Below are 13,052 nucleotides of genomic sequence, written 5' to 3' on the forward strand. Positions count from 1 at the left end.
GAGGGTTGGCCGGGATTCGTAAAAAATCCGCCACATCTCGTCTAAGCTGCTGATTTGAAAGCGAAATCAATGCTCGGATCAAGCGGAAGCGCCCGCCGCTGCAAATCCAGTAGGTAATCCCCCAGCCGATTGATATGCTCCCGCCGATATGGCGAAAGCGCCCCGAGCACCTCGGCATCAACTGGATGCCCGGCCTCCTGCAACTCCTTGAGCTTGCGCGACATCCACTGCACGTTGTACAGGATGACCATGTTGGCCACCAGTTGGTTGTACTTGATCACCTTGCGCTGCTCGTGCCGTACGTTTTCGGCAATCGTGCCGTCGCCGCCAAACATGAGCCACTGCGCGAAGTCGTTGAACTGCTCGCTCTTGTTCGTGGCCGCGTGAATGGTGCGGCGCAGGTCCGGCTCATTCAGATATTTCAGCAGGAACAGCGTCCGGATGACGCGGCCCAGCTCCCGAAACGCGAAGTAGAGCTTGTTCTTCACGCTCTCCGAGCCAAGCCGGCGCAAGATGGTAGAAGGCGTCATCTTGCCGGCCTGGATGGAGACTGCAACCCGCATCATGTCGGGATAATGGCGCTGGATCAGATCCCAATTGATGGTCTGACGGCACAGGCGTTCGATGTGGGCGTATTTCCGGCGCCGGTCGGCCTTGAACAGGATCAGGTTCTTGATGTTGCGCATGCGCGGCATCAGGTTGATGCCCAGCAGGTAAGACAGCCCAAACACCGGCCCGCTCTGCGCTTGTGTGTCGCCGTGGATGGTGTCCGGTTGGATCGTCGAGCCGTTGCGGATCAGCCCGTCCAGGATGTACACCGCCTCGTGCACCCCGCACGGGATGAAGTTGCTGAACAGCGCGATGTACATGTCGGACACGTGGTAGTAGCCGATCCCGCCGTATCCACCATACCGGATGTGGTACTCCGAGAGCAGGTTCTGCTCATACAGATTCCACTTCGTGCCGTCCGCCGACGCGCGTTTGCCGCTGCCCCAGAATTTCGGTAGCGCAAACTGGTTGTAGGCATTGATGACCTTGACGATGGCCTTGTCCAGCCGCTCTTCTGTGACGTGGCGCAGGTTGAGCCAAGCGAGCTGCTTGCGGCTCAGCCCCTTAACGGAGCGTGCCGTCTGGCTCGGTCCCAGGTTGCAGCCGTAGCAGAACAGCGTGCTGATAAAACGCTTGCGCGGATCGTCGATCTTGGCCTCGAACCCGGACAGTGGTCCGAACAGCTTGTGCAGATTCAGCCATTGCTCGGTCTCGGTCAGCACGTCCAGGATGCTGACCTGTGGCATCGACGCCGTGATGGCCTGGTCGATCAGCATCTTGTTGGGTGGCTCGGGCTCCTTGCCCGGCTTGTGGATGATCAGCCCCTGCTCCCCGAACTCGATGCTGTCGTTGTCCGGGAAGTTCGCATTGACCTCGTCCAGTGCTGCGCTCAGCTTGTCACGCAGTTCCTGTACAAAGCTTCTGCCATCCGCTGGCAGCCCCACGATCTCGCAATAGCGAGGCAAGTCTCGCTGGAATTCAGCCAGAGAGACCTGATGCACACGGAAGTCGTCAAACTGATCGCTACCCTCGACATACAGGTCGCCGGAATTCAGCCCGCGTAGCAGTTCGTGGAACACGCACAGCTCGAAGAAACGCCGATGCAGCATGCGGCTGTTGCGGCCGTGCGGAAAAATCGCCCTCTCCCATTTGTCGCCCACCCAGCCAAGCGGCACGTTGGCCAGATCGTTGTCCGTGAGCAGCAGGTACTCGCGATGTGAGTTGCGGAAGCCTTGCATCCAGGCGAGCGCCACCAGCACGGCCCGGTCCTCGGAACTGGACCGCAGCGGCAGTACCTCCACGCACTGAAACAAGAGGGAGCGCTGCTGGCGGTATGGCGCCAGCATGAACGGTAGATCGAAGCTGCCAGCGTAGGCGATGTGTTCGTTGCAGCGGGCCAGCGCTTCGGCGCCATCGCCGCCAAGCACTTCACGCACCCGGATGAGACGCAGGATGTCGGAAACGCCTTCGTCTTGCAGCACCTCAAGCACATCGCGGAACTGGCCGACCAGCTTTTCCAGGGCATTTGCGTGGGCCAATTGGTACTTCTGCAACCGGGCCTGGGCCGTAGGTTCGAACTTGCGCATCACCTTGATGAAAATCTCGGCCACGTCATCGAGCGCCTTTTGCAACTGCGCCTGGATGAACAACACCGCCAGGGTGTGCCGCTTGGCGGGCTTGAGCGCGCGCAGTTCAGCGATATCGAGCGCGCGGGCCTCCGTGATCAGTTGCGTGCGCTTGGCCACGGATAGCAACGCCGGCGCCGATGGCAAGCCGTCCTCCAACCTTCTCAGCGTGTGGATGTGTTGCAGAAAGCGTGCGATCTCGCGCGTGGCCGGCCGCTTGGGTTCTCGCTTGAGCTGGTCCCAGCCAGACTTTCCAGCCTTGCCCTCGAACAATGCCTCGATCCGGGCGATCAGCGCGGCATCAAGTCCGTCGGCGATGGCACTGTAGATGGCTTCGTTGAGGCGATGGCGGGCCTGCGTGGCGATGCGTTGCAGGCTGGCCAGAGGCGGTAGCTCATACCGCTCCCTGACCAACTCCTCAATCAAGACATTCACAATGTCAGGCAACTCGACCTTGGTTGGCGCGGCGTCCCATGCCAGTTTTTCCAGCCAGGTTTGCGCATCGGTGTCGACTTGGCGGATGTTCACGTAGGTCCGCAACAATTTCTGGTGGCGCCAACGGGTACCGGACGTGTCGTAGCGGGCGATCGCACCACGTGGCAGCGCGCGGACCTTTAACGCGGCGCGGACATGCTCGATCACCGCCGGCGGCACATCCATCAGCATCGGGAAATACCCCAGGCGCTGCAGCAGCTTGAGCTGCACGAGAATCAGGACCGACGTGGAGACCTGACGGGATTGCTTGCGCACGAAGCGGATCTCGGTGGTCGTCGGCGAGAACGCTGCCTTCAGTTCAGCAGGGCTGATTTCCGCCGGCAGAACCGGATAGGCGGTCTCGTGGATCGGCTGCAAGGTCACTGTCGCCGCCCGAAGGCCTGCTCAAGCTGCCGTGAGCGTTGCACCTCGTCATCGTGCAGATAAATCGACGTGGTGGTGATAGAGGCGTGTCGCAGGTTGTCGCGCACCGTGGTCAACGTTGCCCCCTGCGCCAGCGCATGGGTGGCGTGGGTGTGGCGCATCCAGTGTGGCGTGGCGCGGCACAACTTGTTCGCCAGCGCTGGGTGATCGGTCTGTATCGTGTCGGCCGCCAGCACAAAGAAGCGGCGCAGCACGCTGCGCAGGCGCGGGGGCGTGATCGCCTCCGCCCCGTCCAGGCTGGCAAGCAGCGGCGTATCCGGTTTCCAGTGGGCGGGTGTCACCGGCAAGCCGCGTTGCATCAGGTATTGGTCCAGCGCATGGCGGGCCAGCGACGGCAGCGCGACCTTACCCGGTTTGGCGCCTTTACCCACCAGGTGCAGCCATCGCTCGCCGCGCGCACCGATTTCGATCCCGCCAAGCGTCACGCCCACCAACTCGCCTGCCCGCAGCCCGGTCGCGTAACCAAAATCAAGCAGGAACCGCAGACGCTGTGCTGCGGGGGCGGTCCATCCATAGGACCATTCGAGTCCATCGGCAATCGCGCGGGCCAACTCCCACTCGCCCGCCGAAAACGCGCGCGACGCATCCAGGCCGGCGGCGCGCTGGCCACCTCGCACCTTGAGGCCAGCAAACGGGTTGGCCAGCACATACCGCTGCTGGATCAACCAGCGAAACATGGCGCCGAGAACCGACAGGGCATAGGCAATCGATCGCGCCGACAGGCCTCCGGTAAAGGGCCGCCATTCTGGAGACGTGCGCGGACGTGCTGGCGCTACCCAGCGCTGATGCGGTGCCGGCCGCCGCAGGAACGCGCGGTAGGCCGTCGCATCTTCGGCCGTCAACGATGACAGCGCCTTGCCGCGCTCGGCGATGGACCACAGCAGCACGCGTTCCGCCTCCTTGCGATAGGCACGCAGGGTCTCGGGCGATTCGTGCAAGGCCAACCAAGCGCCAATGGCTTCGTAGTCATTGCCTGCATCGAGCGTGCACATGTCCCGTGGCGCGCGGAAGACACCCCGCGTGCCATCGACCTCATGCGGCAGCCGGATGTGTTCCCACGGCACGATCCATTCCGGTGGCGTGGCCGCCACCAAGGCACGTGCTCGCTCTGTCAGCCTGGGGTGTTCGGCAAAGAATGCCTCGATGTGCCGTGCGCTTCTGACGCCGAGACCATCAATCGTGGCCCACCAGCGGCGACGGCGCGGAATGCGGACAGTCAGGTCGGCCAGCGTGGCGATGCCGTGAGCACGCAGGGCAGCGACCGCGCGGGCCGGTAGCCACAAGTCGATGGCGTCGCTCACCTGGGGCTCTGGAATGGGCAGTGCGGCAAGCGTTTCCAGCGCGCGGGCGATCGATTTGGCATGGCGGGTGCGTTGCGCCGAATCGCAGAGGAACAGTGCGACCAGATCGTCTCGTTGGCGCTGGCGGGCAAGTTCCGCGAGGCGTCGGCGGATTTGTCCGAGCACGCCGCGCGCCGATCGGCCGTCCCCCAGCGCGTCGGGGCAATAGCGCACGACGGCATCGCGCGAGGACGCGCCGGCATACCAGGCGCGTACAGCGGCCAAGGCGGCTGCATCTGGCATGGCTGTGGAGGTCGGGGAATCGCGCATCGATTCAGGCTCGCATTGAACGGAGGGCAAGCAAGACGATATCAGCGAGCCCTCCGCTTGGGTGCGGCGCGTTTTTCAAAATGACAGTTTGTTCTGAAAATGTAGCTATATCGCTAAGATCGCTTATCGATATAGTATGAACCGTGTGGAGGTGAACCTCTATCTTTCCGCCTCACGAAGTCTTGAGAAATGCTGGTCGTCGCCCGGTTGGGCAGCGAGCGACGGGCTGCAATGACACAATCCGCTTTTGCTTGCGCATTTGGAGAACGCATTGTGCGGGTACTCGTTATTGAAGATGACGTCGCCATCGCGACCAATCTCTATGATTACCTGGAGAGCGCCGGTTATGAGGTCGATACGGCGTCGAGTGGCCCTGCCGGCCTGCAACTAGCGCTATCCCAAGCGTGGGACGCCATTCTGCTCGACCTGGCGCTACCGGGCATGGACGGTCTGACGCTGTGCCGCAAGCTGCGCGAGGAAGCGCATCGGGATACACCCGTCCTGATGCTAACCGCCAAAGACACGCTGGACGACAAACTCACCGGATTCACGCACGGTGCCGACGATTACCTGGTCAAGCCGTTCTCGCTCAAGGAAGTTGGCGCGCGCTTGGATGCGCTGATCAAGCGCTATAAGGGCCAGGTTGTGCGGACGGTCCTGTGCTGTGCGGATGTGCGACTTGATCTGATGATGCTATCCGTCGACCGGGGCGGCCGCCCCATCAAGCTACCGCCCAAGTGCCTGCAGTTGTTGCGCATCCTGATGCAATCCCCGAACCGCGTCTTCAGTCGCGTTGAACTCGAAACGCAGATCTGGGGCGAGGAGCTTGGCGACAGCGACACGCTTCGTGCACACGTCTATACGCTGCGCCGCGCTCTAACCGCCCACGGCGAAGTGAATCTCATCGAGACCGTGCATGGTCTCGGCTACCGGCTGATTGCGGGGGATACCGATGCGACGTAGCCTGCGTTTCAAGGTCGCGCTCGCCTTCTCGGCGCTGACGATCCTCCTGCTGGCCGCTCAGGCGCTGGGCGTGAAAGCGCTGGCCGAAGCGCAGGAGGAAAAGCTGATCGCTGCGCTGATCCACGATGACATCGTGAACCTGCTGCAGTCGTACCAGAGCGATCCGGCTCTGCTGCCGCAATTCGATGTGCGAATGAACGGTTACGTGTCGACCGCGGGTCGCCCATCGGTCGTGTTGCCCACTTCGGCCAAATATCTTCGGGCTGGCACGCATGAGATCATCGTCGATGGCCAGGAGATCCACGTCGCTGTTGTCCCGCTTGGCAAAACACGGCTGTACCGGATCTACGACTTTGGCGCCTATGAGCAACGATTCAAGCGAGTCATCAACGCACTCATGGCTGGCACCGGCGTATTCGCGCTGCTGACGATTTGGCTTGCGTATGGCCTGTCAGGCCTGTTGGTGCGTCAGGTGGCGGGGCTGGCGCAGCAGGTCAAAGTGCTCCGGCTTGGTAGCGCATCAGTGTCGATCAACCCCGGCAAATACGACGAAGAAGAAATCACCGAGCTGGCCAACGCGTTCAACGCGTACCATCAACGCACGGCCGACATGGTGGAACGCGAGAAAGCGTTCACCGGCAACGTCAGCCATGAACTGCGCACGCCTCTCACCACCATCAAGACCAGCTGCGAACTGCTCGAACAGGACACGTCGATCGGCGAAAAATCACGCGCGCGACTGCACCAGATCGAACGGGCGGCCGACAACATGCGAGAGACGGTCGATGCGCTGCTGACGCTGGCAAGGGAAGAATCGGCAGAGCGCCAGGAACCGGTAAACATGGCACACATGATCGAGACCGCGCTGGCGCCCTACGGGGACAGCCTGGCTGCGAAGGGTGTCGACACGCTGGTCGACGTCGATCCCGGCCTGCACGTCCTGGCAAATCGTTCCGCACTTGCCATCGTGCTCTCGAACCTGATTGACAATGCAGTCCGCCATACCGCGCACGGGCACATTCGTTTCTCGTATGAGAACGGCTGGCTGCAGATCGAAGATACGGGCGCAGGCATTGCCCCGCAGGCGCTGCCCCATGCGTTCGATCGGTTCTATCAAGCGGGCCTGCAACAGACGCCGACAGGCGGCCTCGGTATTGGCCTGTCGATCGTGAAAAAGATTTGCGACCGGTATGGCTGGGTCATCGAGCTCCACAGCGAGCCCGACCGCGGTACACGCGTATCGGTGCATCTACCCCTGACGAGCCCCGAACCGGCGCGGCCTGGAACGCATTCAGCTCGTTCTTGACGAAAATTTCACAAGCGGTGGCGTAGCATCCGGGCCCTAAGCCGCCAAACGAGGCGGCAGCAAGACGAATGGATGCCCAAATGCGTCGAGCGTTGCCGATTGTTTTCACCCTGCTGGCCGGTTGTGCGACCTACCATGCACAACCGCTCGCGCCAGCCCAGCTTGCCCTCCAGTTCCAGGAACGCTCGCTAGCGAGTGAAGAGCTGCGCGCGTACCTTGCCCGCGAGCTCGGGCACGACGTTCAGCCGTGGCCGCCGGCGCGCTGGAACCGCGAGATGCTCGATCTGGCAGCCTGGCACTACAGCCCCGCGCTCGATATTGCACGCGCCCAATGGAGCACAGCCAAAGCTGGCATTGAGGTCGCCGACAAGATTCCGAACCCGGTCCTTCAGTTGCCGTTTCAGTACTCGACGCCCAACCCGGGCCCCGGTAGGCCGTACACGGTTGGCCCCGCGCTTGACATCCCGATCGAGACCGCCCACAAGCGGGGCTATCGCGTCGACCAGGCGTCACACCTGTCGGAAGCCGCGCGCTTGAACATCGCGAACGAAGCGTGGAAGGTCCGCTCGCAAGTCCGCGACGCGCTGCTCGCCCTCTACGCCACACGCGCGCGCATCACGTTACTGTCGCGTAAGGCAGAGGCCGATCGGGAGATGGCAGAAATGAGTAGGAAGCGCCTGGCCGTCGGTCAGTTCTCTCGCCCCGACGTCAATGCGGCGGTACTTGCCGATACCCAAGCGCAAAGCGATCTGGCCGCATCCCGCAGCGCCGAACAGGGCGCCCGTGCGCAACTTGCGGCAGCGATCGGCGTGCCGGTGGCTGCGCTTGATGGCATCCGGTTCGATCTCGATGCATTCGGCACAGCGCCGCCTGCGCCGCCGGCTGCCGACGCCCGGCGCGAGGCAATCTTCCACCGGACCGACCTGCTCGCATCGCTTGCCGACTACGCTGCTGCCGAGTCCGCGTTGCAGCTCGAAGTGGCGAAGCAATACCCGGACATCCACCTCGGCCTCGGTTATACCTACGACACCGGGACGAACAAGATCGCATTTGGCCTCGCCGGCATCGCCTTGCCGATCTTCGACCAGAACCAGGGTGGCATCCGGGTGGCTGAGGCCAAGCGTAAGGAGGCCGCTGCCCGAACGGCTGCATTGCAGGACACCATTCTCGGTGACCTCGATCACGCGCTTGCCCGTTACCGCTCCAGCCTCGAGGCGATGCGCTTGTCCGAGGTGCATCGGACCGACGCCCGAAAGCAGCTCGATAGCCAGGCCGCCAGTTTTGCCGCCGGCAACACGGACCGTCTGACATACGCACAGGCACAGGCCGACAATCAGACAAGTGAAATTGCCCATCTGGACGCCGTTGTCGCCGCCCAGCAGGCCGTCAGCGCGCTCGAGGACGCCATGCAGCGTCCCCTCAGCCCTGAGGTGATGGATGCAACCCCAACCGAGCAAGAGACACAGCGATGAAACTTCGACTGATTCTTATTTCCTTCGTCTCGCTGGCCTTGGTCGGCGGAGCCGGCTGGTACATCTATCAGACAGTCGCAAGCTCGGGCGCCCCCACACCCACTACGGCCTCTCAGGTGGCTGCCCAGCCGGGCGTACAGACGGTCAACGGCGAAATGGTCGTCGTCGTCAGCCCCGAGGAGCAGCGCGCCAGCCACATCATGGTGACACCGCTCGCTGCCATCACCGGCCAGCCCGGTATCAGCGCCTATGCGACCGTCGTCGACCTGCAATCGCTCTTCGACTTACACAACCGGATGGCGGCCGCGCGAGCAGACGTCGGAACGTTTGCAGCGCAAGCCACCAATTCGCGCGCGCAGTATGCGCGCACCCGCACCTTGTTCGAGGACGACCGCAACATTTCGCAGAAGAGCCTGCAGGACGCGCAAGCGCTCATGCAGACGGATAACGCGAAGCTCCAATCAGCCAATGCGACGGTAAGCGGCCTGGATGCCACGATGCGCCAACAATTTGGCGATGCCCTCACGAACGCGGCGATCACGCCGGCGTCCGATCTATTTCAGCATTTGCAGTCGGGTCGCGCAGTAGTGCTGCGCGTCACGCTGCCCGACAGCTACCACGATGCGGCGCCCGCCCAGATTTCTATCGAGACCCCCGACAGCAAGTCGGTCTCGGCACGTAAGCTTTCCGCGTCGCCGCTCGCCGATCCCGCCGTACAGGGTAACCCTTGGTTCTACGTCGCACAGCAAGCGCTGCCAGCGGGCACGCGCACAAGCGCCAACGTGCCAACGTCGAGCCAAGCGAATTCCGGGCTCCTGATTCCCGAGCAGGCGGTGGTCTGGTACGGCGGTCAGACGTGGGCCTATGTGCGCACCGCACCCGATCGGTTCACGCGCCGCTACGTGCCGCCGGCTGGAGAAGGCGACCAAGGCTTCAAGGTAACCTCCGAATTTCACGCCGGCGATCTTGTGGTAACGCAAGGCGCCCAATTGCTGCTCTCCGAAGAACTGAAGCCGCAGGGCATCGCCACGGCCTGCAAGGATCCGCCCGAGTGCGATGAGTGATTGGAGCACCAGTTTCACCTGATGCACACCCAGCCTCATCCCACGCGAACTCAAGCCTGACCATGCTCAACGCGATCATCCGCTTTTCGCTGCGCTTTCGCGGCGTCATCTACGCGCTGGCCATCGTCGTGGCCGGCTACGGCCTTTATACGCTCACGCGCGCTAAGCTCGATGTGTTCCCCGAGTTCGCGCCGCCGATGAGCATCGTACAGACCGAAGCGCTGGGGCTGACCAGCGAACAAGTCGAAACGCTTGTGACGCAACCGCTCGAAAATGCCCTGGGCGGCATGGTCGGCTTGCAATCGATGCGCTCCAGATCGATGCAGGGTCTTTCCGCGATCACGCTCGTCTTCAGCGGTGACACGAACGTCTTGCAGGTCCGGCAACTCGTCACCGAGCGTATCAACGGGATCGCGGCAACGCTGCCGACGGGTGTCACGCCTCCGAGACTCCTGCCACTTACGACGGCGACCAGTGTCGTGCGAATCATAGGCATCACGTCAAAGACACGCTCGTTGATGGACCTGTATGACATCGCGCAGTGGACCATCAGGCCGCAGTTGCTGAGCGTTCCCGGCGTGGCTGACGTGATCGTGTTTGGTGGCGACGCGCGCCAAATGCAGGTTCAGTTGGATCCCGCCAAGCTGATGCGCTACGGGCTGTCGGTCCAGGACGTCATAGCCGCAGCGCGCCAGTCCACCGGTGTGCGCGGCGCAGGGTTCATTGAGAACGGTAATCAACGCATCGCCGTCAACGCCGACGGCCAGATTGCCACACCGCAAAAGCTCGCAGGCGTGGTGCTGCGCTGGAGCAATGGCGCAGCAGTGCGCCTTGGCGACGTCGCAACTGTGACTTGGGGCAGTGCGCCCCCCGTCGGGGCTGCCTCGATCATGGGGCAAGCCGGGGTGCAGTTGGTGCTGGAAAGCCAATATGGAACCAACACGCTAGCCGTCACGAAGAACATCGAAAAGACGCTGGACGCGCTCAACCCCATCCTGGTCCAGCAAGGCGTCGACGTGAACGCAAGCGTGTTCCGTCCCGCCAATTTCATCGACGCGTCGGTCGGCCATCTGCGCACAGCGCTCATCGTCGGCGCCGTTCTGGTGATCGCGGTGCTATTCCTGTTCCTGCTCAACGTGCGCACCGCGGTAATTTCCGCCGTCGCCATTCCACTCTCGCTGCTCGTCGCGATCATCGTGCTGACTTCTTTTGGCGTGAGCCTGAATACGATGACGCTTGGGGGCCTTGCGATCGCACTCGGCGAGGTGGTCGATGACGCGATCATCGATGTCGAGAACATTTACCGGCGATTGCGTGAGAACAGCGCGCTACCGCAGCCGCTTCCGATCTTTCGCGTGGTGTTGCGGGCCTCGCTGGAGGTCCGTAGCGCCGTGGTGTTCGCCACCTTCATCGTGATGCTGATCTTCCTGCCGGTGCTGACGCTTTCGGGCGTGGCCGGCAAGCTCTTTGCACCGCTCGGGATTGCTTACATTCTCGCGGTATTGGCCTCGCTCGCCGTCGCACTCACGCTCACCCCTGCGATGGCGCTTGCACTGCTCACGCGCAGACCGCTCCCGGCGCACGAGCCGCGCTTGATTGCCAGGCTCAAGGCACGCTATATGGCCCTCTTGATGAAAGTCGAGCAGCGCATGAAGGCGGTCATGGTAATCGTCGCGCTAATGTGTGTGGCTGCCCTCGCTGCGCTACCGTTCATGAGTGGCAACTTCATCCCACAACTGCGCGAGGGACATTACATCGTGCACATGGGGCTCGCGCCGGGCACGTCGCTCGAGGAGTCGATGCGCATCGGCACGGAGGTGTCCAAGGCGTTGATGCGGGTGCCCGGCGTGCGGCTCGTGGCCCAGCGTGCCGGCCGCGCCAATAACGTCGTCGATCCGACCGGCGTCCAGCTCTCGGAATTCGAGATCGATCTTGAGCCGATGAGCGCTTCAGACCAGGGCTGGGCCTTATATCGCGTTCGGCAGGCGCTCGCGCGCTTTCCCGGGCTGACCACCTCGGTCAACACGTTTCTTGTCGAACGCATTGACGAGACCATCTCAGGGGCAACCGCACCGGTGGTCGTCAACGTGTTCGGCAACAACCTCGATGTGATCGACCGCACGGCCCAGGAAATCGCGCGACTGATCGGGACCTTACGCGGCGTGGCAAGCGTACAGGTAGCCTCACCACCCGGTATCCCTGAGCTCGACGTCAAGCTCAAGCCCGACCAATTGAGCCGCTGGGGCTTCAGGCCCGTCGAAGTGCTCGACGCGATCCAGGCTGCCTATGCGGGCGTCACAGTGTCGCAGATCTACCAGGGCAGTCGCAGCTACGACGTCACAGTGGTGCTTGCCCCGTCAGCACGCCAGAAGCTCGGCGACATCGGCACGCTGATGCTGCGCAATGCAGATGGACTCGCTGTGCCATTGCGTGAGCTCGCGACGATTCGCCAGGTGTTTGGCCGCTACCAGATCGCGCACGACGGTGGTCAGCGCATGCAGACGGTATCGATCAATCTTGGCAGCCGGGCGGTCAGCGATTTCGTGAGCGAGGCGCAGGCGCGTGTAAGCCACGAAATCAAGATGCCTCCAGGTACATATGCCGTATTCGGCGGCGAAAGCGAAGCGCGCGCGCAATCGCAGCGCGATCTCATTGCCTATGGCGCAATGTCCCTAATCGGGATCACGCTGCTGCTCTTTCTCGCGCTGAAAAGCCGCCGGGGTGTCCTGCTTGTCATGGTCAACCTCCCGTTCGCGCTCGTGGGTGGGGTACTCAGCGTCGTGCTCACAGGCGGAAACTTGTCGATCGGCAGCATGGTGGGCTTCGTCACGCTTTTCGGCATATCGTTGCGCAATTCGATCATGCTGATCAGCCACTATGAGCACCTCGTGCATGTGGACGGGCTGCCATGGAGCATCGATACGGCAGTGCGAGGAGCATCGGAACGGCTGGTGCCGATCCTGATGACTGCGCTGGTCACCGCGCTGGCCTTGCTGCCCCTCGCCGTGACGAGCGGTGCGGCGGGCAACGAAATCGAGGGGCCCATGGCAATCGTGATTCTGGGTGGCCTGATCACGTCCACCGCGCTCAACCTGATCGTGCTGCCGACGCTCGCTCTGCGCTACGGGCGCTTCGAGCGCAATATGCTTGCCGAGCCCGACAGGGCTACCGGGGGCATCGTGATGGGTGGCGAGTCGTGAATGAGTCCGCCACAACCGAATAGATCCCTGACAGTTTGAGCGCGTCGGCGGTAGCCAAGCACCGGCAGCGCGGTGAAGTCAGCCATGTCAGGCGGCGAACCAGCAGTAGCCTCGGCGAAATCGTGCGCGTCATGAGCTCACGCGCCTCAATGCGCTCCTGGGCTCATTGGGCGTAGTGGTGCTCGTGGCTTGCCCATGGCAGGACGCATTCCTCGGCGGCATGCTGGCCAAGAACTCGTTCATTGGTTCTGGCTCAATGATCGGCTCACTGCGCCAAGATTTCCTTTATAAATCAGCCGTTTAGGCGGGATGTGGCGGATTTTTTGCGAATCCCGGCCAACCCTC

7 protein-coding genes are annotated in these 13,052 nt (G+C 62.6%); 5 read left to right on the plus strand and 2 right to left on the minus strand.

Translation table 11 applies throughout. The features are described 5' to 3' along the window. Positions 1–41: 41 nt before the first annotated feature. Both C404_RS58580 and C404_RS58585 read right to left on the minus strand, forming a co-directional pair. Positions 42–3,026, minus strand: coding sequence for a Tn3 family transposase (locus tag C404_RS58580; protein WP_031330295.1), 2,985 nt, complete (start codon positions 3,024–3,026; stop codon positions 42–44). A 2-nt stretch (positions 3,027–3,028) separates the two neighbouring features. After that, positions 3,029–4,702 carry a phage integrase family protein gene (locus C404_RS58585; protein WP_021197852.1) on the minus strand — a complete coding sequence of 558 codons (1,674 nt, stop codon included), beginning with the start codon at positions 4,700–4,702 and terminating at the stop codon, positions 3,029–3,031. A 273-nt stretch (positions 4,703–4,975) separates the two neighbouring features. Between C404_RS58585 and C404_RS58590 the strand changes: the two genes are divergently transcribed. The 5 genes from C404_RS58590 (at position 4,976) to C404_RS58610 (ending at position 12,707) form a co-directional block, all read left to right on the plus strand. After that, on the plus strand, positions 4,976–5,665 hold the full coding sequence (locus tag C404_RS58590) for a response regulator transcription factor (protein ID WP_031330296.1): 690 nt from the start codon (positions 4,976–4,978) through the stop codon (positions 5,663–5,665). After that, positions 5,655–6,971, plus strand: a complete 1,317-nt coding sequence (locus tag C404_RS58595) for a sensor histidine kinase (protein WP_021197854.1) — start codon at positions 5,655–5,657, stop codon at positions 6,969–6,971. Before C404_RS58590 ends, C404_RS58595 begins: the two co-directional genes overlap by 11 nt. An 80-nt stretch (positions 6,972–7,051) precedes the next feature. Next, positions 7,052–8,443, plus strand: coding sequence for a TolC family protein (locus C404_RS58600; protein ID WP_031330297.1), 1,392 nt, complete (start codon positions 7,052–7,054; stop codon positions 8,441–8,443). Continuing rightward, complete coding sequence (locus C404_RS58605) at positions 8,440–9,507, plus strand: efflux RND transporter periplasmic adaptor subunit (protein ID WP_021197856.1); 1,068 nt, start codon at positions 8,440–8,442, stop codon at positions 9,505–9,507. Before C404_RS58600 ends, C404_RS58605 begins: the two co-directional genes overlap by 4 nt. 62 nt (positions 9,508–9,569) lie before the next feature. Continuing rightward, the gene (locus C404_RS58610) at positions 9,570–12,707 is read left to right on the plus strand and encodes an efflux RND transporter permease subunit (protein ID WP_021197857.1); all 3,138 of its coding nucleotides are present in this window, start codon (positions 9,570–9,572) and stop codon (positions 12,705–12,707) included. Positions 12,708–13,052: the final 345 nt, after the last annotated feature.

The organism is Ralstonia sp. AU12-08 (assembly GCF_000442475.1).
Lineage (GTDB): Bacteria > Pseudomonadota > Gammaproteobacteria > Burkholderiales > Burkholderiaceae > Ralstonia > Ralstonia insidiosa.

Coding starts and splice junctions, on each gene's coding strand:
- C404_RS58600 (WP_031330297.1), top strand. CDS start 7,052: ATGCGTCGAGCGTTGCCGATTGTTTTCACCCTGCTGGCCGGTTGTGCG.
- C404_RS58605 (WP_021197856.1), top strand. CDS start 8,440: ATGAAACTTCGACTGATTCTTATTTCCTTCGTCTCGCTGGCCTTGGTC.
- C404_RS58595 (WP_021197854.1), top strand. CDS start 5,655: ATGCGACGTAGCCTGCGTTTCAAGGTCGCGCTCGCCTTCTCGGCGCTG.
- C404_RS58610 (WP_021197857.1), top strand. CDS start 9,570: ATGCTCAACGCGATCATCCGCTTTTCGCTGCGCTTTCGCGGCGTCATC.
- C404_RS58585 (WP_021197852.1), bottom strand. CDS start 4,702: ATGCGCGATTCCCCGACCTCCACAGCCATGCCAGATGCAGCCGCCTTG.